Genomic DNA, 23,843 nt, shown 5'->3' on the forward strand with positions numbered 1-23,843 from the left:
CAGCCGACCCGGTGCGAGGTCAGTCGTGTGGCAGCCCGAGCTTCTCCTCGATCCGCCGCATCCGCTCCTCGTGTCGCGTCATCTCGCTCAGCCGAACCCTGATCCGCCGGTGCTCCTCCTGGATCGCCTCGACCAGACCACGAGCCTGCTCCAGTTCGGCCGAGTCCGGCTCGGCGACCGGTCGCAGGGAGAGCCGTAGCTGCTCCACCTTGGTCTCCAACGCCGCCAACTGAGGTGCCAGCCGGTTGACCTCGCGTGAGGCCAGTTCGGCCGCCCGGGCCGAGCGGAACGAGCCCTGTACCGAGGCCTGCGTGCGTTCTCCGATGCCGTCCACCCGGCGTCGGAGCCGCTGGATCTCCGACATCGCCTCACGTCCACTCACGGTGCGGACCACCGACCGCGGTCGGAGCCGGCGGGCGGCGGCGCGCATCTTCTCGGCGTTGATCCTCATCGCAGGAACCTTGCCTCTCCTTCATCGATCCAACGTCGCATGAGTTCTCCTTCGGGGCCGATGTGGTGCGCTCCACCGATCGGCGAGACGTCGCCGGCCTGGTGGCGCCATTCGGTCTGGTGGGGGTCGTCGACCATCGAGAATCCGGTGAAGACCAGCTCGGCTCCGGGGAAGGAGTTCCGGCCGATCCACAGTGCCATCATTCCGGTGGTGGGCACGCACACCTCGTCCTTCCAGGGCTCGCCGAGCTCCTCGAGGAGCGGAACCGTGAAGGCGTGATTGGGCACGGCGAGGTAGCCGAGGTCGTCGGGCCACCATCGTGGCCAATCCTTCACGTATCGAGCCAGCGGTCGACCGTAGTAGATCCGTGACGGCTCGGTGACCAGGTAGGCGGCGTCGGTGTAGGCGGCGTAGGAGAACGGGGTGGCCAGCAGGCCGCGGCTGAACACGACCGCATGCACCTCACGACCCTGGGTGCGGGGGGCGCCGGGCTCGTCGAGCATGAAGCTGTTGACCCGGATGACCAGATCACAGCCGTCGATCGCGTCGGCACGCTCGTCACTGGGAGTCAGGGGCGCGTTGCCGACCACGGCCACGCTGCGTACGGGGGTACGGCGTGCATAGGCGGCCAGCAGACCGGGGATCGCGTTCGACCCTCCGCCGGGCAGGTCACAACTCCGCTCAGGCACCGTCGACCACCACCGACAACCTCCCCATCCGCCCCAGGTGCAGGGTGACCGCATGGCCTCCGGCCTGGAGTGCGGTCGGCATCCGATGCACGTCGGCGACCGACAACATCGCCGGCTCGGCCGACACACCGGGACATCGGGGGGGAGGGGGACTCGCCTCCTCGGTCAGCAACCACAGCGCCCACGACGTCGCCGCGTCGCCCTCGACCACGTCCGCGGCCTCGGCCCTCGCCGCTGCGGCCCGGTCGACCAACTCGGCGACGGGCGCGCGCACCGCGAAGCGTCGCTCCTCCGCGCACCAGGACACCGGGACCTCGACGTCCACCCTGTTGTCGGGGGTGATGTAGCCACGCCACCGCGCCCGGCTGGGCCGGTCTCCGCTGCGGTCGAACCAGCCGGACAACTCCACCGCCCCGTCCTCCGCCCGGGCGCGATCCACGCTGGGATGGGCGTACTCCTCGTGCACCGACGCGAGCCCGGTGGGACCGGGCAGGATGCTCACGCGCCGATGGCCCACCACGGCGACGGCGGAGCCGACCACGCTGGGATGGCACAGGCTCACGGGTGGCTCGGTGCCGACCGCCATCCGCACGTTCCACACGCTCCGCTCGGTGATGTGGTCCTCCAGGCCGTGGGACGCGATCATCTCGGCGTCGAGCAGTGCCTCGAACCGCGCGCTCCCCACCGGGTCGCCTGCGCGGGGAGGAGCGAGGTCGACGGTGGCCGGGACGACGTCGGCGCCGTTGTTCAACGTCAGCCAGAGCACCGGCATCGGGGGGGTGTCCTCCCGAGTTGTCGGGGGCACGAACCAGCCGGACAGGCTCAGCTCGGCGGCTGCGGCGGCGACCTCGGTGAGTGCGGCCTCCGGTCGTCGGATCAGGACTCCGAAGGCACCCTGGTCTCGAGCGGGCTTCGCCCACAGGTGAGGGCCGATCAGGCGCTGCTCGCTCCAGCGGGTTCGCGTGCCGGTCAACCCGGTGACCCGTCCGCGGCGGTGGAGCCCGGCGACCCGCGCCTCCACCTCCAGCCGCCAATGTCCCGGATCGTCCAGCTCAGCCAACAGTGCGGGTCGCAGGGTCAGCCGCAGCTCGCGCCGGGGTCCCTGGGTCAGGATGTGACTCGGCACCGATCTGGAGCGGCCGGAGGGGCTCACCAGATGCAGGAACACCTGCGCACCGGTGAGGTCGAGTTGGTCGACCGCGACCCGGACGTCGATGATCAGGGCGTCCCCACCGCCGGGCTCCCTGACCCAGCGGGTGTCCTGGAGCGTTCCCTGCAGGCGGACCCGGGCGGGAGCCACGCGATAGATCTCTTCGGGTACACCGGCGTCGAGGCCGGGAAGGTCACGGAAGAACTCGGTGATGCTGCCCTGCTCGCGCACCTGCAACGAGCCGTTCCTGCCGTGCCGGGCCCGGTAGTGCGTCAACTCGGAGAGTCCGTCCAGGTCACCCTCGAGCACCAGGTGGGCCTGTACCCGGTCGAACGGTGAGGAGAGCGCCACCTGGTCGGCGTCTATACGGGAGACCAGACGGCGGGCCAGCTCCAGGATCTCGCGTCGGCGTTCGTCCTCCGACTCGACGAGGTCGGCCGGGGCGCGGTGGAGCGCTGCGAGGACCGCGCCCACGTCGATGTGGAGGAAGTGTCGTCCCACCTCCCCGCGGAGTTGGGTGCTCTCATCGGCCACCAGGTCGAGGACCCGCTCGGCCGAGGCGACCCGCTCCCGGAGGTTGTCCATCTCCCACACCCGCTGGGTGATGGAGAGATCTCCGCCGTCACGCTCGCGCCAGTAGTACACGGGAGTGGCGAGGACGTCGACCCGATCCGCGAACAGATGGCTCGCGATGGTCACCGGGTAGTCCTCGTACAGCCCCACCGGGTAGGCGAATCCCTCCCTGTCCCAGAAGCTGCGCCGGTACATCTTGTTCCACGCCATCCGGTCCAGGGCCAGCGACGGGAACTCACGCACGTGCGTACGGGGCCGGGGCCGGGCGAACGGCACCTGGTGGACCCAGGAGTCGCGAACCCCCAGGTCGTTGAAGCGGCGTGCGTTCCCGGCGGCCATGTCGGACCCGGTGCGATCGAGTGAGGCGATCATCCGCCGGTAGGCGTGCGGCGGCACCACGTCGTCGGAGTCGACGAAGGTGAGGTATTCGCCGACGGCGTATCGGGCCCCTGTGTTGCGGGCCGTCCCGAGTCCTTGGTTGTGCTGGCGCACGATGCGGAACCGGTCGTCCGAGGCGGCGTGTTGTTGCGCGATCGCCAGGCTGCCGTCCGGTGAGCCGTCGTCGACGAGGATCGCCTCGAAGTCGGCGAACGACTGCGCACGCAACGACTCGAGACACTCGGCGATGTAGCGCTCGACCCCGTAGAAGGGCACCACGATGCTCAATCTCGGACGACGGGCCGGTTCGCCGTTGCCATCCATCAACCGCAGACCTCTCTCCATCTCAGCTCGCCGCCCGATTGTTCGCCATCGTCACGACCTCATCGACGACGCGTGCGCGTCCACCGCCGTCGACCGCCGCCCAGGCGCGCGTCCGCAGCTCCCGGATCGCGTCCGGAGAGGCGAGGAGTTCGGAGAGCGTCGTGATGGCCGTCTCCGGGGCGTCGCGCACCTGTTGCAATCGACCGAGCCCGACGGCGAGTCGTTGCTCGGTCACTCGACGGCATCCCTCGTCTTGGTTGTCGACCACCGCGACCAGGGCACATGCGGTCCCCAGCGCCAGGAACTCCCAGGTCGAGGTGCCCGAGGCGCTCACCACCAGGTCGGAGTCGACGACCCGCTGCTCGAGACCGTCGATCGGTGGGCAGACCTCGACCTGCTGGCCGGGTCGCGCCCGGGCTGCGACCTCCGCGAGAGGTCCGGCGAGCTTCCGATCACCGGCCACGACCGTCAGCCGGAACGGTCGACCGGTCTCCACCAGGCATCGGCTCAGCACGGGGGCCGCCCCGTAGCTGTCCGTGCCGCCGAACACCGCGAGGACCTCCGGCACCTCGCGGACGTCTTCGCGCGGTCGCTCGGGCCGTCGCCGCAGGATCCCCTCGCGCAGCAAGGCGTATCGGAGCCCGGCCAGGCGCCGCGCTCCGTCCGGTACGGGCCGCTGGTCGGACTCCGCGCCGATGTTCTGGTCGACGTACAGGTCGGCGGAGCGGTCCGCCGTGTCCCCGTCGGTCATCGCCACGAGCACCGGGACCGCGTTGCGCACCGCTCGGTAGACGTCGCCGTCGAGCACGTAGGAGTCGATGACGGCGACCTGGACCCCGAGGTCGCGGACGACGTCATGGTGCTGTGCGGCCGTGACCGGCGGCTGGATCCAGGGCAGGCCGCGCCTCTCGACCTGGGTCAGCGCGAACGGGACCGAGGTGAGGTCGGCGGCGATCACGACATCCCATCCGCGGTCCCGGAATTCCTCTGCCAGGGCTAGGCAACGCATCAGATGTCCGGTCCCGAATAATGCACTCAAATCGCAGAAAAATAGGACGCGTGAATTGTTCGTGTCCTTCAAGTGAACAGCGCCCGACAATCTAGATCCTTTCCGAGAGCGTCATTCTTGCCCGATAAATCCCACGATAGCCTGCCGCAGTCTCAGTACTCGCAGGAAGGCCTCATCGTGTCCGTTCTTCAAGGGTCTCGGATCCTCGTCACCGGTGGCACCGGATCATTCGGCAAGGCGTTTATCCGATACGCGCTGGAGCACCTCGACCCGGCCCGGCTGGTCGTGTTCTCCCGAGATGAGCTCAAGCAGTACGAGGTCCGGCAGCTGTTCCGCGACGACCCCAGGCTCCGATGGTTCATCGGAGACGTGCGCGACGAGCGACGGCTCGAGCGCGCGATGCACAACGTGGACTACGTCGTCCATGCCGCGGCGCTCAAGCAGGTCGACACCGCGGAGTACAACCCTTTCGAGTTCGTGAAGACGAACGTCCAGGGCAGTCAGAACGTCGTCGAGGCCGCCATCGAGAGCGGGGTGAAGAAGGTGGTGGCGCTCTCCACCGACAAGGCCTCCAGCCCGATCAACCTGTACGGCGCCACCAAGCTCACTGCCGACAAGCTGTTCATCTCGGGCAATCACTATGCGGCCGCCTACCCGACCAGGTTCTCCGTCGTTCGCTACGGGAACGTGCTGGGCAGCCGCGGGTCCGTCATCCCGTTCTTCCGCCGACTGGCCGAGGAGCGACAGGCACTCCCGATCACGGACATGCGCTGCACCCGGTTCTTCATCACCCTGCCGCAGGCGGTCCAGATGGTGGTCGACGCCTTCGACATGATGCAGGGGGGCGAGCTCTTCGTCCCCCGGATCCCGTCGATGAAGGTCACCGACCTCGCCCAGGCGGTCGCTCCCGGTGCGGACATGTACGACGTCGGGTTGCGCCCGGGGGAGAAGCACCACGAGGAGATGATCAGTCCCGAGGAGGGCCGGCGTGCGCTGGTGGTGGAGGACGGGAAGTACTTCGTCATCCAGCCCGACCTCGCCACCTGGGGCTACGAGCCACCGATCGGCAAGCCGCTTCCCGACGACTTCTCGTACCGGTCGAACACGAACGACCAGTGGTACACCCGTGAGCAGATCGCGGCGCTCCTCGTCGACGAGGTCCGATGAGCTCTGTGGGGGCGATGCTGCCGTACGGGCGCCAGAGCATCGATGAGGAGGACATCGCCGCTGTCGTCGAGGTGCTCCGTGGCGACTGGCTGACGACGGGGCCGGCCGTGGCCGCGTTCGAGGACGCCCTCAGCGCGATCGCCGGCGGGTTGCCCGCGGTCTCGACGACGTCCGGCACCGCTGCCCTGCACACCGCGTACGCGGCTGTCGGCGTCGGCCCGGGTGACGAGGTCGTGACCACCCCGCTGACCTTCATCGCCACCGCCGCGACAGCGACCCTCCGCGGCGCCACCGTCGTGTTCGCCGACGTCGATGAGGACACCGCGCTCATCGAGCCGGCGTCGGTCGAGGCCGTGGTCACGGAGCGGACCGCGGTGATCGCCGCGGTGGACTACGCCGGGCAGCCGGCCGACTACGCCGGTCTCCAACCGATCGCGGATCGTGTCGGTGCCCTGACCCTGGCGGATGCCGCCCACTCGATCGGAGGCACCGCCGCCGGCGTGCCGGTGGGCGCGCTGGCCGATGTCACGACGATGTCCTTCTTCCCGACCAAGAACGTGACCACTGCGGAGGGCGGCGCGGTGATCGCCCGCGATGGAACGCTGGCGCGGCGGGCCCGCGAGTTCCACCGTCTCGGGATGGTCCGCGACCCCGACCGGTTCGTGCTCAGCGATGAAGGTCCGTGGCACCAGGAGGTGCAGGAGTTCGGGCTGAACTACCGGCTCAGCGATGTCGCCTGTGCCCTCGGGCTCTCCCAGGTACGCCGGCTCGGGGAGTTCAAGAGGCGTCGCACCGAGATCGTCACCCGGTACGACGCGATGCTTGCCGAGGTCGCCGGTCTTCGCATCCCGGGCCGGCGTGAGGACGTCGATCCGATGTGGCATCTCTACCCCATCCGGGTGCTCGGCGGTCGTCGGCGCGAGGTCTTCGAGCGAATGCGCAGCGCCGGTATCGGAGTTCAGGTGAACTACCTCCCCGTCTACCGGCACCCGGTCTACGCCGAACTGGGCTACCGGCGCGGGCTGTGTCCGCGCGCGGAGGCCTACTACGCCCAGCAACTCTCCCTGCCGCTCCATCCCTCGCTGTCCGACGCCGATGTCGACCGGGTGATCGAGACGCTGACGGGGATTCTGCGATGAGGGCCGCGGTCATCACCCAGGCGCGTTCCACCAGCGCCCGCCTTCCGGGCAAGGTGCTGCTGGAGGTCGGTGGTCGAACCCTGCTCGACCATCACCTCGATCGGCTGCAGGCCGCCGGGCTCGAGGTCGTCCTCGCCACCACGGTCAATGCGGCCGACGACCCGATCGCCGCCCTGGGCGAGCATCGGGGCCTGCCGGTCGTCCGAGGCAGCGAGCACGACGTGCTCGGACGCTACGCGGACGCCGTCCGCACGGTGGGCCTCGACGCGGTCGTCCGGGTCACCTCGGACTGCCCGTTGATCGACGGTGGACTGATCAGAGCCGGCCTGGATCACTACCTCGCCGCCGGCGACCCCGATCTCTACGTCACCAACACCCTTCCGCGGACCTTCCCTCGAGGCTTCGACTACGAGGTCTTCTCGAGTGCCGCGCTGCTGGCCGCCGATGCGGCGGCCGAGGAACCGGTGATGCGTGAACACGTCACGCCCTTCCTGTACCAGAACGTCTCCGGTCGGACTCGCGTGCACAACCTCGCCGGGTCGCCGGACCGCTCGGAGTATCGGGTCACCATCGACACCCCCGAGGATCTGCGGCTGATCCGGGCCCTGATCGAGGAACACCACGCCGAGAAGCTCGATTGCGCTCGGATCATCGCGCTGCTCGACGCCCGGCCCGAGCTGGTCGCACTGAACGCCGGCGTCGAGCAGAAGAAGCTGGGGGAGTGACGTGCCCGCGACCCTGGTGATCCACTCCGGTACCTACAAGACCGGATCGACGGCGATCCAAGGATTCCTCGCCCGTGCGGCCGCGCGGGGGCGGCTGCCGGAGTCGGTGATCTACCCCGAGATCGGCCGACACCTGTCCGGAGCGCCGCACACCAACCTGTTCGCCCAACTCGTCGACGGACCGGGATTCTCGCCGGAGTTCGGCACCTGGGAGGACCTGGTGCAGCTCATGCGGGACAGACCGGACAGCACCGTCGTGGTCTCCTCCGAGCACCTGTCCACCCTGGGCGGCGAACAGATCCGCCGGATCGGGGCGTACGCCGAACGGGCCGGCGCCCAGGTGCGCTGGATCCACTATCTGCGCGACCAGCCCAGCCTGTACAACGCCTTCTACGTCGAGCGGTTGATGGTGATGCGGCCCGAGTTCCTGCCACGGCTGCGGCGACCGTTCGAGGAGTTCCGGGACTGGTCGCCGATCGACATGGGCTTCCTCGACTACGGCCGCTTCCTGGGGCAGATCCGAGCGGCCATCCCCGGGGTGGATCTGCGGGCCCGCCCGATGGTTCGCTCGATGCTGCACGAGGGCGACGTCGTCGCGGACTTCTGTCGGACAGCAGGCATCGAGATCGACCGTGGCGCGGTCGCCGACGCGAACGTCGGCCGTGGTTGGCGGACCGTCGAGACCGCCCGGCGCCTGACCCGCTATGTGGCTCAGGCGCGGTTGGGCGATCGGCTGGACGGGGCTCCTGACAAGCACGTGCTACGGCTGCGTTGGATCGGCCTGGTGCGTCGTGAGCTCACTGTGGCCACGACGAGTCTGGGGTGGAACACCGCCAGCGCGAACTACCTCACGCCGCGGTTCCGCGACACGTTGGTGGCCGAGTATCACGCGGACAACCTCAGGGTCGGGAAGGTGGGCGGGGAGCGATGGGCCGACCTGGTGGCCGACACCCCGGCCAAGGAGTACAACATCGGGAGTTTCAGCACGGTCCGGGCCGACCGCTTCCGCCGGGTGCTCGATCAGGTGCTGCCGGTCCTGTTCACGATGCCGCCGGAGATCGACCGCCGGCTCCAGGGGCGTCGGGCGGCAGCTCAGTCGCGTCCGAGGTGAGGCACACCGGCGTCGGCCTGGGCGAGCTGATCCTCGACCCGCCGCAGCCGCTCCTCGTAGCGCGTGGCCGCGCTGAGCCGCGCGCGCACCTGCTGGTGCTGGCGTTGGACCTCGGCGAGCAGGACTGCCGTCTCGGTCGACGCCGGCGCCGGCGCCCGGTCCGGGCGGGTGGGCTCGGTGGGGTCGGGGGACTGTCGGGGAAGGACCGGATCCGAGGACGGGTACGCCGCGGTGTCGACCCGCTTCCGCAGATGCTCGAGACGGGCTTCCAGAGCGGCCACCTGTGGGCCGAGCCGGTTCAACTCCCGGGTGTGCTCGTCGAGTCGCTGTAACTGGCGGTTGAGGCGGACGCGGGCCTCCTCCTCCAGCGCGGCCACTCGTTGAGCCAGTTGTCCGTGGGTGGCATCGCCGGACGACGTCTTCGGCCCCTGCTCACCGACGACTGCTTCCGGCTCGTGCTGACGGTGCGTGAACCAACCCATCTGACTTCGGATCCTCCAATCTCGTTCGTCCGGCTCGTTCGCCCGGCTCAGGTGTGGGAATGACAGTGATGGGCCTGGATGAGCCTCAGCGGTGCAACGTGACCCTGCCCGTCGATATCCAGGACCGCATCAGTGCGCCCTCGGCCTGGATCCGATGCTCCCGCGCCACGGGCGAGGAGCCCCCGCCCTGATAGGACCATTCGGCCTGGTCGGGGGCGTCGACGAAGGAGTAACCGGCGAGCGCGACCTCCGCCTCGGGGAACAGATTCACCGCAAGCCACGCAGCCGTCAGACCCGTGGTCGGCGCCAGGCGCTCCGCGCGCCACGGGATGCCCAGGTCGTTCCCGATGCGGGGAAGCACCTCCGCGTTCGACAGGGGGACGAAGCCCAGATCGTCGGGCCACGAGGCCGGCCACATCTCCGGGAACCCGTGCGCGCGCATCGGCTCCGCCAGTAGGTAGAGCCGGTCGCGATAGCGGTGGAAGGTGTGTTCATTGGCCCGGGTGATCCGGTTCCAGATCACGACGTCACACCGTCGCCCCTGAGCCCGCGGCCCTGCTGGGGCATCGAGCACGAAGCTGTTGACCCGGATGACCAGGTCGGCGGAATCGATCACGTCGGCGCGCCGATCGCTCGCCTGCAACGGCGCATTACCGAGGGCGGCAACCCGACGAAGCGGCCGGCGCCTGGCATAGGCCATCACCAACTCGCGCAGATGCCGCAGGCCTTCGGGCAGCAGCCACGTCGGCGATGGGGGAGCCTCCGAAACGGCGTGGACCATGGCCCGACTATAAGGAGATCCGGACGTCCTGAGACCTGCGAATCGGGGTCGCCATCGCATCTTCATCTAGGTGTCGCCGGCTGGTAACCGGGCGCGGACTGCGGGCCCCACCGCGCAGGTCATCTCCGCACCTCACCCACTCCCGCTCAGGCGCGCCCGCGCGGGAGTGGGTGAGGTCCAGCTTCGCGCGCAGGGTGTCGGGTCGGTGATCGTGGTCGAGGTGAAGCGGTGCGGGTGGTCGCCCACCATCCGGTCGGCGGCGTCGGCGGGCAGGGCGGAGGTGATCGGGGCGCTTCCCGGTGGCGAGACCCGGGAAGCGCCCCTGATCGGAGATCAGCCGAGTTCGGCGGTGAATCGGAAGGTGCCGCTCCCGACCTCGTAGGCGACGAAGCCGTCGACGTCCGAGGCCACCTGGTGGGCGTCGCGGGGTGCACGGATGGCCTCGGCGGAGGCGGCCGGCACCCGGACCACGGCGGTGGTGTTGGCCGGGATCTCCACCTTCAGGGAGAGCCGGCCGCGCTCGCGGGTCCAGTCGCTGCCGATGGTCCCGCGTACCGAGTCGTACGAAGCCGCGGCGTGCTTCAGGTCCCCGACGAGCGCGGGCTCGATCTCCACCCGCTCCCACGCGGTCGACCCCTCGGCCTGGGAGATGCCCGCAACCCCGCTGGTGAACCAGGCGTCGATCGCACCGAGCATGTAGTGGTTGTTGGAGGAGTTGGCGTTGGTCCAGCTCTCCGGCAGGGAGGTGTTGCCCGCGGCCAGGAACTTGCCGTAGCTGACCCCGTCGGTACGCCGGGTCCAGTCGTAGAGGACGTCGTCGAGTCGCTCCCGGGAGAGCAGTTCGACGGCGGCGTGCAGACCGACCTCACCGACCTCGATGTGGTCGCCGGCGTCGCGGATCATCGCGACGAAGCGGTCCAGCACGTCCTGGCGGAGTTCGGCGGGCACCAGGTCCTCCTCGAGGGCGAGCGCCTGGCTGGCCTGGTCGCCGTTGCCGTACAGGCCGGTGGAGGCGTCGTAGAACTCGCGGTGGAAGGCGGCCGCGACCTCCTCGGCACGCTGCTGGTAGTCCTCGGCGTCGGTCGGCTTCCCGAGGGCGTCGGCGATCCTGCTCATGTGGGTGAGGATCCGGTGGTAGGCCCAGGTCTGGGTCACCGCCGCGGGTGTGGTGGGGTCGGCCGGGGTGATCCAATCGCCCAGACCGCCGTCGAGGATCCCGCCCTCCGCCTGCGAGGCAAGGTAGTCGGCGTACTCGACCATGTCCGGCCAGAACCTCTGCATGGCCGAGTCGTCGCCGTACCACTCGTGGATCTGCCAGGAGGAGACGGCGAGGGTCGCGCCCCAGTTGGCGTCGTGACGGAAGGCGCCCGCGAACAGCGCATCCTCCGGTGCAGTGGTGGGGATCAGGCCGTCGGCCTGCTGGGCGTCGGCGACGTCCTGGAGCATCTTGCGGTAGTGCGCCTGGATGTCGTAGCCGAAGGCGACCGTGTCGAAGACCAGGTTGGTCTGGTCCAGCCAGCCCAGCTTCTCCCGATGCGGGCAGTCGGTGAAGACGGAGTACATGTTCGACTGCACCGAGCGATCGATGATCCGGTGGATGCCGTTCAGCATGTCGTCGGAGGAGGTGAACGAACCGACCGCGTCGTTGTCGGCGCGGAGCACGATGCCTCGGACATCTCGCGCGTTGGGCTCGGACGCCAGTCCCTCGACCTGCAGGTAGCGGAAGCCGTGGTAGGCGAACTTCGGGGTGAAGGTCTCCCGACCCTTCCCGGCCAGGGTGAACGTGTCGCGGATGTCGCCGCCCGCGCTGCGCTGGTCGACGGTGCCGTCGGCGTAGAGCCGCTCGCTGGGGCGCATCGTGAGAACGGTGCCGGCCGGGCCGCGGGTGGTGAGCTCCTGCCAGCCGGCGAAGTTGACCCCCAGGTCGAAGACGTAGACGCCCGGCTTCGGCTCGCTCACCCCGACGGTGCGGAGGGAGTCGACCTCGCGGATCGGCGGGTTCACCCGTGCGACGACCTCCGGGTCGCCGGCCGGCGCGTCCACCTCGGCGGCCGGCACCCAGTCGGTACGACGGGCGCCGGGCGTGTCCCAGTCGCCCAGGTCGCGCCGGGCGTCGTGGTCCTCCCCGCCGTACCAACTGCCGAAGGTGACCTCGCCGAGCTGGGACTGCCAACTGTCGTCGGTGGCGATCACCTCGCGGTGGCCATCGGCGTAGGTGATCTCGAGCTGGCCGAAGGCCCTCGGTGCACCGTGGCCGGAGGCCGACTTGCGGTAGCGCTTCGGGTCGTCGGGGGTGTTGAAGACGTTGTAGATCCCGTTGCCGAGTTCGAGACCGACGGTGTTGCGACCCGAGCGCATCAGCTTGGTGACGTCGTAGGTCGCATAGGCGACCCGCTCCTGGTGCTGGGTGTTGGCCGGCTCGAGCACATCGTGGGAGACCGGCCGGCCGTTGATCGAGGCCTGGTACACGCCCGCCCCGGTGACGTAGAGCCGCGCCGAGGAGACCCGGCCCCGCGTGGTGAAGTCCCGCGCCAGCACCGGCAGGGCCTCGGGTGACTCGTGCAGGTTGGAGACCGCCTCGATCTTGCGCCGACCGCCGACGGTGCTGAACGACTCGCCGTCCGTGGAGAGCGCGAAGGAGAACTCGCGTGGGAAGTTGGGGGTGGTTCCGAAGCGGCCGGGGGAGTCCCACAGGGAGAAGAGTCGGACGGTGTCGAAGGTCTTCACCTCGCCCAGGTCGATCGTGATCACGATCGGCTGGTCCTGGACATCGGTCTCGGGGTGGTCGGCGCTGCGGTAGCCGCGCGGGCTGTCGGCGGTGGTGACCTTGCCGTCGGTGAGGTACTCCGGTGCCCAGGTGCCCTCCTCGGAGGACTCCTCCGACACCGAGACGGTCGCCCCCTCGGCCAGGTTGGCGCCGTCGGCGCCGTGACTGATCTGGAGCTCCCCGAGTTCCATCCGGGGGATCCACTCGGCGGCATCGAGCGGGCCGTCGGGTCGGCCCAGATCGATCACGGTCATCCGGAGGTAGCGGGCGCTCTGCTCGCCCAGGCTCACATCCTGGTGCAGCGGCTCGGCCCAGCGGGGGTCGGTGATCCAGGAACCCTGCCAGTCGTCCTCGTCGAGCAGACCGAGCTCGAAGGTGGCCGGTCGGCTCCACCTGGTCGGCCGATTCCCCTCGCCCCACACCCGGACCTGCCACACCCCGGTGTCGCGGGCATCGAGTCGCTGACCGTCGTACTCCGCGGCCTGCTGGGTGGAGGTGATCCGCCCGGACTCCCACAGGTCGGGCCGGTCGAGTCGGCGTTCGGAGGAGGCGACCCGGATCTCGAAGCCGGTCTGCTCCTCGAGTCCCCTGGTGTTCTGCCAGGCGAAGTCGGGAGTGAGGTCGTCGATGCCGATCGGGTCGGTCGCACCCCCGACCCGGAGCTGGATCGGCGCGGATGGGGCGACCGCGGCGGCCGCCATCGCGCCGGGGGTGAGCGCGAGCGCCGGCACTGCCAGGGCCACGGAGGTGCCGAGCAGCGCTGCTCGGCGAAGGAACGGGTGGGGGACGAGCACGGGACCACTCCTGATGCTTCACGTCGGATGAATCGTTTCAGATCCGTCCGAGGCTATGGCGGCCGTCACACCGGCGGCAAGGGTCGTGTCCGCTTCCGGACAGGGGGGATCGCCGCTCGCCCCGCGTCGGTGGCGGCGGGTGTTGGCGGGTGGTGGCGCCAGGGCGGGGTGTCTCGGGTGGGTCGCGAGCCGAGCCGGTGGGCCTGCGTGGGGCCTACCCGGGTGCCCTGATCGGGCGGGAGATGAGGATGCTCAGGCCGGCCCGGTCAGCGAGGCGGCGGCCTCGACGACGAGTTCGCCCAGGGTGTCGAAGCGGTTCTCGGTGAGCCTGTCGCCGGGGCCCCACAGGCTCACCAGCGCGATCGGGTGGCCGACGGCGTCGAGGACGGGGGCGGAGACGCCGTACGCCGAGGGTTCGAACTCGCCCCGACACACGCCGTACCCGCGTGAGTGGGTGAGGTCCAGCTCCGCGCGCAGGGTGGTCGGGTCGGTGATCGTGGTCGAGGTGAAGCGGTGCAGGTGGTCGCCCACCATCCGGCCGGCGGTGTCGGCGGGCAGGGCGGAGAGCAGGGCCTTGCCGGTCGAGGTGGCGTGGAGTGGTACGACGCGCCCGCGCCAGCTGGCCGCGACCACGGCCGGCGGGGCGACCTCGTCGACGTAGGTCAGCTTGCCGGAGCGGACGACGGCCAGGGCGGCGGTCTCGCCGGTCTGGAGCGCGAGCCGTTCGAGGGTCGCATGGGCTCGGCGGATCAACGCGTCCACGCCCCCGGCGCCGGCCAGCTCGATCAGGCCCATCCCGATCGACCACTCGCCGGTGCGCCGCTCGCACACGACCAGCTTCTCCGCCTCGAGGGTGGTGAGGATGCGCCAGGCCGTCGCTCGGTTGAGCCCGCACTGTGCGGCCAGCGCCGCGACGGTGGCCTCGCGCCCGCTGGAGCGGGCCACGGCGCGCAGCAGGGCGACCGCTCGATCGACCGACTGCACGCGGCCGGTGCGCCTGGCCTCGGCTGCGCTCTCGACTCCATCCAGGCTCAATAGTCCCTCCAGATGATCGGAATGCTCGCGTTTGACGTAGAGCATCAGACCACTTATGTTCGCATCGCTCAAACCATTGCTCGTATTACGAACAAGGAGAGAACAATCTACAACGGACTCGGACCGGGCGGCCGCGGCCTGTCACGGCGAGACGTCCTCAGGTTGGCATCGATGGCCGCCGCTGGGGCCGTCGGTGTCTCCGCGGTCTCCGCTTGCGGGGCCGTGCCACCCAAGCCGGACCCCGCCGCGCCGCAGAGGCGAGGTGGCGTGCTCAGTCATGGCGCCACCGGCGGGGGGCTGAAGGACTCGCTCGACCCTCATTTCCCGGTCACCAACCCCGACATCGCCCGCGTCAACAACCTCTACGAACCACTGCTTTTCTGGGATGACGACTACAAGGTCGCCCCGGCGCTCGCCACCTCGGTCCGGCCCAACAAGGACGCGACCCAGTGGACCATCGAGCTGCGCGACGACGTGGTCTTCCACCACGGCAAGAGCCTGACCGCGCAGGACGTCATGTTCACGCTGGGCCGTCTGATCGATCCCGACGCGGGGGCCTCGGCCGGCAGCCAGCTCAGCGTCATCCTGGATCTGGACAACTCCAAGATCCTCGACGACCACACCATCCGCCTCCAATTGACGATGCCCTACGCCGTCCTCGACGAACTGCTCGCCGAGTACAACGCCGGCATCATCCCGACCGACTTCGACCCGAGGAAGCCGGTAGGGACGGGGGCCTTCAAGGCGAACACGTTCACGCCGGGGCAGCTGAGCAGCTTCCTGCGCTTCGAGGACTACTGGGGCGATCCCGCGTGGGTCGACGAGCTGATCATCTACGACTTCGCCGACGACTCGGCCAAGGTCAACGCGCTGCTCGCCGGACAGATCCAGACCGTGGACAACCTGCCGACGTACCTCGTGGACTCGATCGGCGCCCAGGGTTCCTCGGCACTCGTCGCCGACACCGGGGCCTGGATCCCGTTCACGATGCGCGTCGACCACGGCGCCTTCGCCGACGCCCGGGTCCGCGAGGCATTGCGGCTGGTGGTCGACCGCCAGCAGATGATCGACCAGGCGCTGAACGGCTACGGCTTCGTGGGCAACGACCTCTACGCGCCCTTCGACCCGGCCTTCGCCGGCGACCTTCCGCAGCGGACGCAGGACCTGGACAAGGTGCGCTCCCTGCTCAAGCAGGCCGGCAAGTCCGACCTCCAGGTCGAGCTGGTCACCTCCGCCGGAGTGGGGTCCGGCGCGGTGGAATCGGCCAACCTCTTCGTCGACCAGGCCAGGCAGGCCGGCATCGACGTCCGCCTCAACAAGGCCGACCCCAACACCTTCTACGGTGAGCAGTACCTGCAGTGGCCCTTCGCCCAGGACTTCTGGTACACGCGGAACTACATCCCCCAGGCCGCGGCCTGCGCGCTGCCCACCTCGCCGTACAACGAGACGCACCTCAACGACCCGGAGTACGCCGCCACCTACGCCAAGGCCATCGGCGAGGTCGAGGAGAGCAAGCGCAACGACCTGCTGCACCGCTGCCAGGAGATCGAGTACGAGCGCGGCGGCTACATCGTCTGGGGCTTCAAGCAGCAGGTGGACGGCTACTCCAACCTGGTCCAGGGGATGACGCCGAGCAAGTACCTGCCCTGCGGCGGCTACAAGTTCCGCAAGGTCTCGTTCGTGGAGGGAGCCTGAGATGGCCGCGACCGAAGCAACCCTCGACGCCCAGAAGAGCGCGCCCCCGGCCGCTCCGGCCGGCCGGTCGCCGGTGGCGGCCTGGAGCCTGTGGCTGGCCCGCCGGCTCGGGTTGGCGGCCCTGACCCTGTGGCTGGTATCCGTGCTGGTGTTCCTCGCCACGGCCGCGCTGGGTGACCCGGTACGCGCCATCCTCGGCAAGGAGGCCGAGACCAGCCAGGGCAGGGCCAACCAGATCCGCGAGCAGCTCCACCTCGACGACTCGCTGTGGGACCGCTACTGGCACTGGCTCGGAGGCCTGCTCACCGGCGACCCGGGCACCTCGGTGGCCAACGGACTGCCGGTCTCCGAACTGATCAGCGACCGCGTGCTCAACAGCGCCGTACTGGTCGCGGCCGCGGCCGTGATCATCATCCCGGTCTCCTTCGGGGTCGCGCTGCTCAGCGCCCGGCTCCGCGGCCGGAAGGGTGACACCGCGATCCAGGTGGTGCTGCTCACCCTGGCCGGACTGCCCGAGTTCATCGTCGGCATCGTGCTGGTGGCCGTCTTCTCGACCGTGGTCTTCCACGCGCTGCCGGCCGTCACCATCAGCGCAGGCGGTGAGGCCCCCTGGACCCAGCCGGCCTCGATGATCCTGCCGGTACTCACCCTGGTGATCGCGGTGGCGCCCTACGTCATCCGGATCATGCGCTCCACCCTGTTGGAGGTGCTCGACAGCGACTACGTCGAACTGGCCCGACTCAAGGGCGTGCCCGAGAAGGTCGTGCTGCGCCGGCACGCGCTGCGCAACGCGATCGTGCCCGGCATCCAGGTGATCGCGCTGCAACTGGCCTGGCTGGCCGGCGGCATCGTGATCGTGGAGTACCTCTTCTCCTACCCCGGCATGGGCGCGAGCCTGGTCGACAGCGTCCGCAACTCCGACATCCCGATGGTGCAGGTCCTGGCGATGATCATCGCCGCCGTCTACGTGATCGTGAACCTGGTCGCCGACGTCCTCTCCATCCTGTTCACCCCGCGAGAGAGGACGGCGATCTCCTCATGAGCGCGATCTCAGCGACAGCGGGCCTGACCCGCGTGGGGCGTTCGCCCCGACTCGTCGTCGGCCTGGTCCTCACCGCCGTGGTGGTGCTGGTGGCCGTCATCGGCCCCTGGCTCGCGCCGTACGGCGAGAACCAGATAACCGGCGACCCCTACTCCGACACCGGTTTCCTCGGCACCGACTACCTGGGCCAGGACGTCTGGTCCCGGGTGCTGTACGGCGGCCGGTCGGTGCTCGTGGTGGCCCTGCTGGCCACCGTCGTCGGCGTGGTGGCCGGCGTCCTGATCGGCGTCCTGGCGGCGTACATCGGTGGCTGGTTCGACGAGGTGGTGATGCGCCTGAACGACGTGGTGCTCGCCTTCCCGCAGATCCTTCTCACCCTGCTGGTGCTCTCGACGGTGGAGCAGCCGACCTGGTGGATGATCGTCCTCCTGGTGGGGCTCTCCCATGCGCCCCGTGTCGCCCGGGTCTCCCGCGGTGTGGCGATGGGCCTGGTCAAGCGGGACTTCGTCACCTCCGCCGAGGCGCTCGGAGAGAGCCGGGCCCGGGTGGTGCTGGCCGAGGTGCTCCCCAACATGAGCGCCCCGCTGCTGGCCGAGGCCGGCCTGCGGCTGACCTACTCCATCGGCATGGTCGCGGGAATCGGGTTCCTGGGGTTCTCGACCGACCCGGGTGCCGCCGACTGGGGCCAGATGATCAACGAGAACCGGCTGGCCCTGCTGGTCCAGCCGTGGGGCGTGCTGGCCCCCGTGATCCTGATCGGCATCTTCGCCATCGGTACCAACCTGATGGCCGACGGGATCACCCAGCTCACCTCGAAGGGAGAGGACCGATGACACTCACCACCGAGGAGAACACGACCGACCTCGCGCCGGTCTGCACGGTCCGGGGGCTCCGGGTCGGGCTCACCCACCGTCCCGGCGTGGACGTGGTCGACGGGATCGAACTGGCCCTGCGGCCCGGCGAGGTGGTCGGGCTGGTCGGCGAGTCCGGCTCGGGCAAGACCACGGTCGGCACGGCGATGCTCGGCCACACCCGCACCGGCGCGGAGATCGAGTCCGGGGCGGTGGAGCTGGAGGGCAACGACATCCTCGGCCTCGCCCCCGACGAGATCCGGCTGCTGCGTGGAGAGGAGGTCGCCTACATGCCGCAGGACCCGGCGGCCGCTCTGAACCCCAGCATCCGGATCGGCCGCCAGATCGTGGAGCTCCTGGAGCTGCGCGGGATCGACACCGCCGAGGGGCGGCTGGCCAGGGCCCGCGAGGGCCTGCGGGAGGTCGCCCTGCCCGACGACGACGAGTTCCTGGGCCGCTACCCGCACCAGCTCTCGGGGGGCCAGGTGCAGCGGGTCGCGCTCGCGATGGCCTTCCTGCCCCGACCCAAGGTGCTGGTGCTCGACGAGCCGACCACCGGCCTGGACGTCACCACGCAGACGATGGTGCTCGAGACCATGCACCGGCTCTGCGAGACCCACGGTGTCGCCGCCCTCTACGTCACGCACGACCTCGCCGTGATCGGCAACATCGCCGACCGGGTGGCGGTGATGTACGCCGGCCGGATCATCGAGCTGGGCCGCCGCGAACAGGTCTTCGAGGCCCCGACGCACCCCTACACCCGGGCGCTGCTGGACGCCATCCCGCACGTGAGCCAGGCCCGGAGGCTCACCGGCATCCCCGGGAGTACGCCGGCGCCGGGCCGCCGTCCGGGCGGCTGCCGGTTCCACGACCGGTGCGCCTTCGCCACCCCCGCCTGCGGGGAGCAGGAACCGGCCCCCGTGGAGGTCGCCCCCGGGCACGAGGTGCGCTGCCTGCGCACCGGCGAGATCGGTAGCTGGGACATCAACCTCGGCCGTGCGGTGGACCGCGAGGTGCCGGCCGAGCGCGAGGTGATCCTCTCCGTCACCGGTCTGGACGTGTCGTACGGGCGCACCCAGGTGGTGCACGACGTCTCCTTCGACCTGGCCCGCGGCGAGTGCGTCGCCCTGGTCGGCGAATCGGGGTCCGGCAAGACCACCATCTCGCGCAGCATCGGGGGCCTGCACAGGCAGTGGACCGGCTCGGTGGTCTTCGACGGCCACGAGCTGGCCGGGTCGGCGCGCCGGCGTCCGGTGGAGGACCGGAAGCGGATCCAGTACATCTTCCAGAACCCCTACATGTCGCTGAACCCGCGCCACACCGTCGGTGAGATCGTCCGCCGCCCGATGGAGCTCTTCGGCCTCGCCAAGGGGAAGAAGGCCACCGCACGGGTCGAGGAACTGCTCGACGCGGTGGCGCTCGCCCCGAGCGTGATGTCGCTGCGCACCGACAGCCTCTCCGGTGGTGAGCGGCAGCGGGTGGCGATCGCCCGCGCCCTCGCCGCCCAGCCGGAGATCCTGGTCTGCGACGAGATCACCTCGGCCCTGGACGTCTCCGTGCAGGGCGCGATCGTCGAACTGCTGGAGAGGCTGCGCACCCAGCGCGGCATCTCGATGCTCTTCGTCACCCACAACCTCGCCCTGGTGCGCTCGATCGCGGACCGCGTCGACATCCTCCAGGGCGGACGGCTGGTCGAGTCCGGCCCGGTGGTGAGGGTGATGGAGGACCCGCAGCAGGACTACACCCGCACCCTGCTCGACAACACCCCCCGGATCGACTGATCCGTGGTCCCGACGGGCCCGACCGGGCCCGCGCGCGTCGGCCGAGCCCGCCGGGACCGCAGTCACCCCTGAAGTAGCGATCGAGGAGTTCCATGCCCACCCAGTCCACACCGGAACAGCGCCAGACGCTCGGCGGAGCGCGCTTCATCGACCCCCAGCAGAACCGCGGCGAGACGATGCGCTCCTTCGAGACGGTTGCCGCCACGGCGCCGTCGACCCTGCCGTCGGCGTACCGCACGCTCGAGGTGGAGGTCGCCGGGGCCGGCCACCTGGCCGACCTGGACCGCTGGCTGACCGAGACCTATGCGACCTCGCTGCTGGTGCTCGACCGCGGCCAGGTGATCCACGAGTGGTACGCCGAGGGGCTCGGTCCGCAGACCAAGTTCCTGGGCGCCTCGATGACCAAGTCCACCCTGGCCACCCTGGTCGGGCGGGCGGTCACCGCGGGGAAGCTCTCCCTGTCCGACCCGGTGGTCGACCACGTTCCCGAGCTGGCCGACTCCGGGTACGCCCGGTGCTCGGTGCTCGACGTGATCACCATGACCACCGGTGTCGACTGGGTCGAGGACCACCGCGACCCCGAGGGACCGGCCGCCCGGCTGGTGGCGGCCTTCGGCAGCAACGCCGGCAGCCGCGCCTACCTGGCCGAGATCGGGCCGAAGTTCGAGCCCGGCAGCCAGTGGGAGTACAACACCGCCGACTCCCAGGTTCTGGACTGGGTGCGCGAGCGCGCCACCGGCCTCGAGTTCGTCGAGGCGATGCGTGAGCTGTGGACCGACCTCGGCGCCGAGCAGGACGCCGTCGTCGCTCTCGACGGGCAGGGGGTCGCGATGGCCGGCGGCGGAGTCGCCGCCACCACCCGCGACTGGGCCCGGGTGGGGCTGCTCACCGTGGACGGCCGGGTCGGCGGGGTCGCGGACGGGGAGCGACTCCTCTCCGAGGAGTGGGTGGCCGGTGACGGCGTACCGACCTATCCGTTCATCGCTCCGGGCCGGCTGCCCAGCGCCTACACCACCCACGCCGGGTACTCCTGGCACTGGTGGCCGCTGGACCGCGCCGGTCGGGTCCTCGTGGCCGACGGCAGCCACGGCCAGTTCACCCTGGTCGATCGCGACCGGGACGTCGTCGTGGTCAAGACCTCGCTGTGGCCCTACGCCGACGCGTGGGAGGACCGGCACTACCGCGACCTGAGCTACCTCGGCGTCCAGGCGATCGCCGACGCCGTCGTCGCCGGGCGCTGATGCACTGGCGCGAGCGTGTCTTCGCCGGCGTGCCGGTGGAGAAGCGTGGCACGTCGGCTCCCGGCACGCTGCCGCGCTGTTGGACTGGCGCGAGCGTGTCTTCGCCGGCGTGCCGGTGGAGAAGCGTGGCACGTCGGCTCCCGGCACGCTGCCGCGCTGTTGCACTGGCGCGAGCGCCCCACTAGACGGCCGGGACGACCTCCCGGCACCGGTCCGGCCTACCGGACCATCTGCACACCGAGCCCCAACCAGAAGGACCAAGCGTGAACCGCAACGTCATCATCACCTGCGCGCTCACCGGCGCCGGAGACACCGTCGGTAAGTCCGAGCACGTCCCCGTCACCCCCGAGCAGATCGCCCAGGCCGGCATCGACGCCGCCCGGGCCGGGGCGGCGATCGTGCATATCCACGTGCGCGACCCCGAGACCGGTCAGGGGTCGCGGGAGGTCGAGTTCTACCGCGAGGCCGTGGAGATCATCCGGGCCAGCGACGTCGACGTGGTCATCAACACCACCGCCGGCATGGGCGGCGACCTCTACCTCGACCCCCAGGAGCCCACCACCATCCTGCCCGAGACCGACCTGGTCAACGGCGTGGAGCGGCTCAAGCATGTCGGTGTGGTCAACCCCGACATCTGCACCCTCGACTGCGGCTCGCTCAACTTCGGCGAGGGCAGCCTGGTCTACGTCAGCACTCCCGACATCCTGCGCGACGGCGCGAAGCGGATCCAGGAGCTCGGCGTCCGCGTCGAGATGGAGATCTTCGACACCGGGCACCTGTGGTTCGCCAAGACCCTGGTCGAGGAGGGGCTGATCGACGCCCCGCCGATGTTCCAGCTGTGCATGGACATCCCGTACGGCGCCCCCGCCGACCCGCGGCTGCTGGCCACCATGGTCGACCAGCTGCCCGAGGGGGCGGTGTGGTCCTCCTTCGCGCTCGGCCGGATGCAGATGCCGTGGGTCGCCCAGTCCGTGCTGCTCGGCGGCCACGTCCGCGTCGGCCTGGAGGACAACCTCTACCTGGGCAAGGGCGTCAAGGCCACCAATGCCCAGCTGGTCGAACGGGCGAGGACCATCATCGAGGCGATGGGAGCCTCGGTCGCCACCCCCGACCAGGCGCGCGAGATCCTCGACCTGCCCGCCGGGAACGCCCGATGAGCGCCCGGGTCGCACCGGACGCCGTCCGCACCGTCACCTGCATCGGTGCCGGTGTGATCGGCGGCGGCTGGGCGGCGTACTTCCTCGCCCAGGGCTACCAGGTGCGCGCCTGGGACCCTGCCCCCGACGCCGAGGAGAAGCTGCGTCACCTGGTCGACGCCAGCTGGCCGGCGCTCACCGAGCTCGGTCTCGCCGAGGGGGCCTCGCGTGACAACCTCACCGTCTGCGCCACCCTGGCCGAGGCCGTCGAGGGCACCGACTTCGTGCAGGAGAGCGCCCCCGAGGACCTCGAGCTCAAGCGGAAGCTGCTCGCCGACATCGACGAGGCGGCCGCCGAGAACGTGGTGATCTCCTCCTCGACCTCGGGCTACCCGATGACCGACATGCAGACCGCCTGCGCGCGGCCGGGCCGGACCATCGTGGGGCACCCCTTCAACCCGCCGTACCTCATTCCGCTGGTCGAGGTCGTGGGCGGCGAGCAGACCGACGCCGAGGTGGTCGAGTGGACCTCCGCGTTCTTCGAGGCGGCCGGCAAGTCGGTCATCACGATGGACAGGGAGGTGCCGGGGTTCATCGCCAACCGGCTCCAGGAGGCGCTGTGGCGCGAGGCCCTGCACATGATCAACGCGGGCGAGGCCACCGTCGAGCAGATCGACCGGTCGATCACCGACGGCCCCGGGCTGCGCTGGCCCTTCCACGGCCCGATGCTCACCTTCCACCTCGCCGGCGGTCAGGGCGGCATGGCCCACATGCTCGACCACTTCGGTCCCTCGCTGCTCTCCCCGTGGACCCGGCTGGACGCACCTGAACTCACCAAGGAGCTGCGCGATGCCGTGGTGGAGGGGTGCGAGGAGGAGGCCGAGGACCGCACCATCGATGACCTGGTCGCCGAGCGCGACCGGCAGGTGATCGCGATCCTGCGTGCGATGGGCAAGGCATGACGACTGCCCTAGCGCCGTGGAGCGAGCCGGTCCTCGAGGAGTGGATCGACTACAACGGGCACCTCTCGGAGGCCTACTACGTGCTGGTCTTCGGGCACGCCACCGACGCCGTGATGGACCAGATCGGGCTCGGCCCGGCGTACCGCTCCGAGCACGATGCCTCGCTCTACACCGTGGAGGCGCACGTCCGTTACCTCGACGAGGTCTCGGCCGGCGCCGACCTGGAGGTGCGCTCGAGCCTGGTCGGCGCCACCGGCAAGCTGCTGCACATCTGGCACGAGCTGTGGGTCGACGGTCGGCTGCGCGCCACCGAGGAGGTGCTCGGTCTGCACGTCGCGGGCCGCCGCTCGGCGCCGTTCCCGCCCCAGGTCGCCGAGAGGATCGCCGCTCTGCGAGTCGAACCCGGCCCCGCGGTCGGCCGTTCGATCAACCTGCCCGGCTGAGGCTCCTTGCCGCCGTACAGCTGCGCCGACTCACCCTGGCTCCCGGATGAGTCGGCGCAGCTGTTCGTGCACCCGTCCCGCCCTCTCAGGGACTGAGTCGGAGCCGAGGTGGCGCCG

The 23,843-nt window shown here is 70.1% G+C and carries 20 protein-coding genes; 12 read left to right on the plus strand and 8 right to left on the minus strand.

Translation table 11 applies throughout. The features are described 5' to 3' along the window. Window positions 1-19: 19 nt before the first annotated feature. Genes G515_RS22700 through G515_RS0111120 form a run of 4 tightly spaced genes read right to left on the minus strand, consistent with a single transcriptional unit; the run spans window position 20 to window position 4,523 of the window. Entirely contained in the window at window positions 20-451 is a 432-nt protein-coding gene (locus G515_RS22700) for a hypothetical protein (protein WP_051218260.1), read from the minus strand. Further along, on the minus strand, window positions 448-1,140 hold the full coding sequence (locus G515_RS0111110) for a hypothetical protein (protein ID WP_211221017.1): 693 nt from the start codon (window positions 1,138-1,140) through the stop codon (window positions 448-450). Before G515_RS0111110 ends, G515_RS22700 begins: the two co-directional genes overlap by 4 nt. Next, complete coding sequence (locus G515_RS22705) at window positions 1,133-3,586, minus strand: glycosyltransferase family 2 protein (protein WP_051218262.1); 2,454 nt, start codon at window positions 3,584-3,586, stop codon at window positions 1,133-1,135. The genes G515_RS0111110 and G515_RS22705 overlap by 8 nt, the downstream gene beginning before the upstream one ends. Window position 3,587: 1 nt before the next feature. Then, window positions 3,588-4,523, minus strand: a complete 936-nt coding sequence (locus tag G515_RS0111120; protein WP_084653456.1) for a hypothetical protein — start codon at window positions 4,521-4,523, stop codon at window positions 3,588-3,590. Between the two features lie 228 nt (window positions 4,524-4,751). Here G515_RS0111120 and pseB point away from each other — a divergent pair, with 228 nt between their 5' ends. Genes pseB through G515_RS0111140 form a run of 4 tightly spaced genes read left to right on the plus strand, consistent with a single transcriptional unit; the run spans window position 4,752 to window position 8,716 of the window. Then, window positions 4,752-5,741, plus strand: a complete 990-nt coding sequence (gene pseB, locus G515_RS0111125) for a UDP-N-acetylglucosamine 4,6-dehydratase (inverting) (protein WP_028660195.1) — start codon at window positions 4,752-4,754, stop codon at window positions 5,739-5,741. After that, a complete protein-coding gene (locus G515_RS0111130) occupies window positions 5,738-6,880 on the plus strand; it encodes an aminotransferase class V-fold PLP-dependent enzyme (protein ID WP_245565353.1) in 1,143 nt (380 codons plus the stop codon). The genes pseB and G515_RS0111130 overlap by 4 nt, the downstream gene beginning before the upstream one ends. Next, window positions 6,877-7,605: a cytidylyltransferase domain-containing protein gene (locus tag G515_RS0111135; protein ID WP_028660197.1), complete on the plus strand. Its 729-nt coding sequence runs from the start codon at window positions 6,877-6,879 to the stop codon at window positions 7,603-7,605. The genes G515_RS0111130 and G515_RS0111135 overlap by 4 nt, the downstream gene beginning before the upstream one ends. Before the next feature lies 1 nt (window position 7,606). Further along, window positions 7,607-8,716 carry a hypothetical protein gene (locus G515_RS0111140; RefSeq protein WP_028660198.1) on the plus strand — a complete coding sequence of 370 codons (1,110 nt, stop codon included), beginning with the start codon at window positions 7,607-7,609 and terminating at the stop codon, window positions 8,714-8,716. On the opposite strand, the gene G515_RS22710 is transcribed toward G515_RS0111140, so the two are convergent. The 4 genes from G515_RS22710 to G515_RS0111160 form a co-directional block, all read right to left on the minus strand. Next, window positions 8,698-9,198: a hypothetical protein gene (locus tag G515_RS22710; protein WP_051218265.1), complete on the minus strand. Its 501-nt coding sequence runs from the start codon at window positions 9,196-9,198 to the stop codon at window positions 8,698-8,700. The two genes, G515_RS0111140 and G515_RS22710, sit on opposite strands and share 19 nt — an antisense overlap. An 85-nt stretch (window positions 9,199-9,283) precedes the next feature. Further along, complete coding sequence (locus G515_RS0111150) at window positions 9,284-9,979, minus strand: hypothetical protein (RefSeq protein WP_211221018.1); 696 nt, start codon at window positions 9,977-9,979, stop codon at window positions 9,284-9,286. A gap of 333 nt (window positions 9,980-10,312) precedes the next feature. Continuing rightward, a complete protein-coding gene (locus tag G515_RS0111155; protein ID WP_028660200.1) occupies window positions 10,313-13,540 on the minus strand; it encodes a family 78 glycoside hydrolase catalytic domain in 3,228 nt (1,075 codons plus the stop codon). Window positions 13,541-13,792: 252 nt separating this feature from the next. Next, window positions 13,793-14,620, minus strand: a complete 828-nt coding sequence (locus G515_RS0111160) for an IclR family transcriptional regulator (protein WP_084653603.1) — start codon at window positions 14,618-14,620, stop codon at window positions 13,793-13,795. A 222-nt stretch (window positions 14,621-14,842) separates the two neighbouring features. On the opposite strand from G515_RS0111160, the gene G515_RS20915 reads away from it, so the two are divergent. The 8 genes from G515_RS20915 to G515_RS0111200 all read left to right on the plus strand — a co-directional run bounded on the left by G515_RS20915 (window position 14,843) and on the right by G515_RS0111200 (window position 23,726). After that, window positions 14,843-16,270, plus strand: coding sequence for an ABC transporter substrate-binding protein (locus tag G515_RS20915; protein WP_051218267.1), 1,428 nt, complete (start codon window positions 14,843-14,845; stop codon window positions 16,268-16,270). A gap of 1 nt (window position 16,271) precedes the next feature. Next, window positions 16,272-17,312: an ABC transporter permease gene (locus tag G515_RS0111170; protein ID WP_084653460.1), complete on the plus strand. Its 1,041-nt coding sequence runs from the start codon at window positions 16,272-16,274 to the stop codon at window positions 17,310-17,312. Continuing rightward, on the plus strand, window positions 17,309-18,145 hold the full coding sequence (locus G515_RS0111175; protein WP_051218269.1) for an ABC transporter permease: 837 nt from the start codon (window positions 17,309-17,311) through the stop codon (window positions 18,143-18,145). Before G515_RS0111170 ends, G515_RS0111175 begins: the two co-directional genes overlap by 4 nt. After that, the gene (locus G515_RS0111180; RefSeq protein WP_028660204.1) at window positions 18,142-19,944 is read left to right on the plus strand and encodes an ABC transporter ATP-binding protein; all 1,803 of its coding nucleotides are present in this window, start codon (window positions 18,142-18,144) and stop codon (window positions 19,942-19,944) included. Before G515_RS0111175 ends, G515_RS0111180 begins: the two co-directional genes overlap by 4 nt. A 92-nt stretch (window positions 19,945-20,036) precedes the next feature. After that, entirely contained in the window at window positions 20,037-21,185 is a 1,149-nt protein-coding gene (locus G515_RS20920) for a serine hydrolase domain-containing protein (protein WP_051218271.1), read from the plus strand. A 263-nt stretch (window positions 21,186-21,448) separates the two neighbouring features. Beyond that, entirely contained in the window at window positions 21,449-22,342 is an 894-nt protein-coding gene (locus tag G515_RS0111190; protein WP_028660205.1) for a beta-keto acid cleavage family enzyme, read from the plus strand. Beyond that, window positions 22,339-23,283 (plus strand): 3-hydroxyacyl-CoA dehydrogenase NAD-binding domain-containing protein, encoded by a 945-nt coding sequence (locus G515_RS0111195; protein WP_028660206.1) that lies wholly within the window; start codon window positions 22,339-22,341, stop codon window positions 23,281-23,283. Before G515_RS0111190 ends, G515_RS0111195 begins: the two co-directional genes overlap by 4 nt. After that, window positions 23,280-23,726, plus strand: a complete 447-nt coding sequence (locus G515_RS0111200) for a thioesterase family protein (protein WP_028660207.1) — start codon at window positions 23,280-23,282, stop codon at window positions 23,724-23,726. The genes G515_RS0111195 and G515_RS0111200 overlap by 4 nt, the downstream gene beginning before the upstream one ends. Window positions 23,727-23,843: the final 117 nt, after the last annotated feature.

It is taken from the genome of Nocardioides insulae DSM 17944 (assembly GCF_000422825.1).
GTDB classification, from domain to species: domain Bacteria; phylum Actinomycetota; class Actinomycetes; order Propionibacteriales; family Nocardioidaceae; genus Nocardioides; species Nocardioides insulae.